Source organism: Streptomyces sp. NRRL B-24572 (genome assembly GCF_002156145.1).
Classification (GTDB): domain Bacteria; phylum Actinomycetota; class Actinomycetes; order Streptomycetales; family Streptomycetaceae; genus Streptomyces; species Streptomyces vietnamensis.
Genome location: NZ_MWIG01000108.1, coordinates 1 through 3,800, shown reverse-complemented (window position 1 = coordinate 3,800; position 3,800 = coordinate 1). Strand labels below are relative to the sequence as shown.

The 3,800-nt window shown below is 73.0% G+C and carries 4 protein-coding genes and 3 pseudogenes; 1 reads left to right on the top strand and 6 read right to left on the bottom strand.

What is annotated here, in order from left to right; genetic code table 11:
• The 6 genes and pseudogenes from CCN56_RS06790 to sigK all read right to left on the bottom strand — a co-directional run.
• Positions 1–252, bottom strand: a pseudogene (locus CCN56_RS06790) (SAM-dependent methyltransferase); the annotation flags it as partial.
• The gene (locus tag CCN56_RS06785) at positions 249–1,016 is read right to left on the bottom strand and encodes a DUF1365 domain-containing protein (RefSeq protein ID WP_086824546.1); all 768 of its coding nucleotides are present in this window, start codon (positions 1,014–1,016) and stop codon (positions 249–251) included. The gene CCN56_RS06785 and the pseudogene CCN56_RS06790, both read right to left, overlap by 4 nt.
• Positions 1,013–1,201 (bottom strand): annotated as a pseudogene (locus tag CCN56_RS45750) (amine oxidase); the annotation flags it as partial. The gene CCN56_RS06785 and the pseudogene CCN56_RS45750, both read right to left, overlap by 4 nt.
• 21 nt (positions 1,202–1,222) lie before the next feature.
• Positions 1,223–1,348: pseudogene (locus CCN56_RS45745) on the bottom strand (FAD-dependent oxidoreductase); the annotation flags it as partial.
• Between the two features lie 429 nt (positions 1,349–1,777).
• Positions 1,778–2,527, bottom strand: a complete 750-nt coding sequence (locus tag CCN56_RS06770; RefSeq protein WP_086824542.1) for an anti-sigma factor — start codon at positions 2,525–2,527, stop codon at positions 1,778–1,780.
• On the bottom strand, positions 2,524–3,117 hold the full coding sequence (gene sigK / locus CCN56_RS06765; protein WP_373412832.1) for an ECF RNA polymerase sigma factor SigK: 594 nt from the start codon (positions 3,115–3,117) through the stop codon (positions 2,524–2,526). Before sigK ends, CCN56_RS06770 begins: the two co-directional genes overlap by 4 nt.
• Positions 3,118–3,496: 379 nt before the next feature.
• On the opposite strand from sigK, the gene CCN56_RS06760 reads away from it, so the two are divergent.
• Positions 3,497–3,736, top strand: coding sequence for a chaplin (locus tag CCN56_RS06760; RefSeq protein ID WP_086824540.1), 240 nt, complete (start codon positions 3,497–3,499; stop codon positions 3,734–3,736).
• The last annotated feature ends 64 nt before the right edge of the window (positions 3,737–3,800 follow it).

Genomic DNA, 3,800 nt, shown 5'->3' with positions numbered 1-3,800 from the left:
GGCGCCGGTCGCGGGCCCGGTCAGGGCCAGCCGGTCCAGGGCCCGGCTCACGAAGTGCCTGGCGACGGCGGTGCGGACGGGTGCCGCCGACGGGAGCCGGGCCACGTCCGGCCAGCGGTCGGTGTCGACGTCCGTGCGGCGAACGGCGGGCGCGGTGACCGAGGGACTCGTGTCCGGCGTCTGCGGGGGAGTCCCGACTCCTCGGCCGGTGGGTCGGGGACGGCCCTGGGAGACGAGGGCGGGACGGGTCACGGCAGCATGCCTTTCTGCGGGGTGGAACGGGGTCGGGGGTGCACGGGCAGACCGCGTAGCAGCAGGTGGATACCGTGGCGGCGGATGCCGGCCCAGACCGCGGCGGTGGACCAGGGCCTGCGCACGGATGCGGACAGCAGGGCGGGCACGTTCGCGGGGCGGCGGATGCCCCGGACCACCGCGGTGAACGCCCGGTCGCCGTCGTGCTCCAGCCGGATGGTCAGGCCGAGCCGTTCCCCGGGCGGCGGCAGCCGCATCCGATAGCGGCCTTCGACCGCGAAGAACGGCGAGACGTGGAACGACTTGTCCACCTCCGCCTCACCGGCCTCGTCCGTCCGCAGCAGGTAGCAGTGCCGCTGCCCGTAGGTGTTGTGGACCTCCGCGACGACGCACACCAGGGCGCCGGAGGAGTCGTGGCACCAGAACACGCTGAGCGGGTTGAAGACGAACCCGAACACCCGGGCGTGCGCCAGCATCACCACGTGCCCGCCCTCCAGATCGATGCCGCGGGCGGCGAGGAAGGCGTCGAGTCCGGCACGGATGGACCCGGTGGCCCCGTCGAAGTGGTCGCGGGCGTCGAAACGGGCGAGAGGACGCAGCGGCCGGGGCAGCACCGGCAGCCGGTCGAGGTCCACGCACCACAGGTGGGTGCGGTGCCGCAGAGCATGGCGCAGGGGCGTGCGGCGGACGTGCGTGATCACGCACTTGTACAGCGCCGGTGTCCCGGCCGCCGTGAGCGTGGCAGTGGCATCGGTCCGGGTCACCCGCTCACCCCCAAGGAGCGGGCGGCCTCCACGCCGGAACGGCAGCCGTCCTCGTGAAATCCCCAGCCGTGCCGGGCCCCGGCGTACGCGGTCACGCCCGTGTTGAGACGGGGCAGTTCCTTCTGCGCCGCGACCGAGGCGGGGGTGTACACCGGGTGCTCGTAGGCCATCCGCTCCACCACCCGGTCCACGGCGAGAGCCTGCCCGCCGGGGCCGGGAAGCTCGCGGGTGTGGGCGTGGCCGCCGAGCCGATCGTCCGCCTCGTACAGGGTGACCTCGTACGAGGACGCCAGGACGTAGGCAGCCGTCAGGCCCGCCACCCCGGCACCCACCACCGCCGCTTTCCGGTGTTCCGTCACAACCCGCTCCCGTCGCTCGACACGCCGCCCGGTTGCTGCGTTTCACCCGTACTTCGCAGCGAGCGGCCCGGCGGATTGGGACTGATCCTCGAGCCGGACATCGCAGAGAGGCGGTGGCCGACAGCTCCCGGGACCGCCGCCCCGCCGCCCGGGCGACCCGTCGGCCCCGGGCTGGAGGGGGGCGTACATGCCGAGGCCTCCGGCGGTGCGCTGGGCGGCACGGGTGCAGTCGGGCAGGACGCGTCGCAGGGCGGTGGTGACGTCGAAGGCCGCGGCGGACGGGTGGGCGGCACCGACGGCGGTGACGTGTTTCCAGTGGAGGCGCCCATGCCGGCCGATGACGTCCCTCGACTGCGAGGTGCTGTACATGAGGGACCTCGGACTGTCGGTGCGGGCGGCCGGTCAGGCGGGCAGGGCCATCAGCAGCAGGGGGTCGGTCGTGGGCTGGGGGGATCCTCCGGTGGGTTCGAGGGTGAGACCGACGCCGGCGGCGTCGGCCGGGTTCCCGGTGAGGATCACCGTGCCGTCGTGGTCGATCAGTCCGGCCGGACGCATCGTGCCGTCGTGGTCGAGCCACAGCTGGTAGGTCTTGCCCGCTCCCGGGGCCGGCAGGTTGGCGGCGGTGAAGACGGCCTTGTTCTGCCGGTCGGAGGCGACGACCGTGGTCAGGGCCCCGTTGGCGGCCTTGCCGTGGACGGTGCGGGCATCCGGAGCCGCCAGGACGGCGCTGACCTCGTCGAGCCGCTGTTGGGCCTGACGTGCCTGCCGTTCGAGGTCCTCTCCGTCCTGCGTCCGCCAGACCGCGACTCCGCCCAGTGCGGCCGCGGCCACGCAGGCGGCCAGCGCCAAGGACGCGGCCCGGCGCCGCAGGAAGCCACGGAGGACGGGCGCCGTGCTGGGGGCTGGAACACGCGGGGGCAGCTGGCGTACGCCGTCGATGGCGGCCATGACCTGTGCCTTGGCTGCCGCTGGGGGCGTGTACGAGACGGCAGCGGCGAGACGCGCCGTGGTGGCCTCGAACTCGGTGGCTTCCTGCCGGCAGGCCTCGCACGTCCGGAGGTGGTCTTCGAAGTACGTGCGCTCGTCGTCGTCGAGTGCGCCGAGGGCGTAGGCGGCGGCGAGGGTGTGGGCGTCGGTTGCGTCGTGTTTCATGTGGTCACCCCCATGCAGTCGCGGAGCCGGATGAGCCCGTCGCGCATGCGTGTCTTGATGGTGGGAAGAGGAGTGCGCAGGGCTTCGGCGACTTCACGGTAGGTCAACCCCTGGTAGTAGGCCAGGGTCACCGCCTGCCGCTGCAGTTCGGTCAGGCCGCGCATGCAGCGGCGGACCTGCTCGGACTCCAGCCGGGTCTCGACCTGCTCGGCGACCTCGTCGAACGCGGTGGTGTGTTCACGGGCGGCCTGGGCCTGCTCGCGGTCGGAGGCCGCCTGGGCGGAGCGGACCCGGTCCACGGCCCGCCGGTGGGCGATGGTCGCGGCCCACGAGGTGACCGCGCCGGCGTCGGGCCGGTAGCGGGCGGCCTGGCGCCACAGGTCGATCATGACCTCCTGGGCGACCTCCTCCGACTGGGCCCGGTCGCGCACGACCTTGAGGACGATGCCGAAGACCAGGGGGGCGAGGGCGTCGTAGAGGGCGGAGAACGCTTGTTTGTCGCCACGGGCGACCCGCTGCATGACGTCGGTGAGGACATCGCGGTCGGTGTCGGCGGGACGGCTGCCGCTGAAGGGGATCGGTTGTTTCACCTTCGCCGCTCCGCCCGTGGGGAGAAGGCGAAGGGACGGCCTGGACCGGCCGTCGGGGGGCGGGGCGTCCATCGCATGCCGCTCCTTGTGTCATCGCTCGTGCGGGACCGGTCCGCTCCGGAGAAGGGGCCGGTCTTGGAAACCTGTACGTGTGTCGTCTGTTCTTCGTAGCGGACGGGCCTGCGGATGGGAGGACTTTTCGTCACCCGATCCACCTGCGGCTGACCCCTTCGAGGGAAGCACGGGCATGAGGCCAAGCCGACTGGAGAGCGGTCGCGAAGACGGCGTGTGAGGGAGCCCGAAAGCGTTCACGGGAGGTTCCTCACCGGCCGCGCGGGACTTCCGCGCGGCCGGCCGTCCTCACAGGAGGTCAAAGAACATGGTTCGTGTGCGACGAGGTCTGGCCGTGGCCCTGGCGGCCGGCGCGGTGGTGGTGGCCGGAGGGTCGGTGGCGTCTGCCGACGCGGGCGCACAGGGTGTGGCCGCGTACTCGCCGGGGGTGGGCTCGGGCAACCTCATCCAGCTGCCCGTCCACGTTCCGGTCAACGCCTGCGGCAACACCGTCAGCGTCATCGGGCTGCTGAACCCGTCGTTCGGCAACACCTGCGTCAACGCCTGACCGACCGCCTCGGGGAGGGGCCCGGCCCGCCGCCTGCAAGACGGGGCGGCGCGGACCGGCGCCC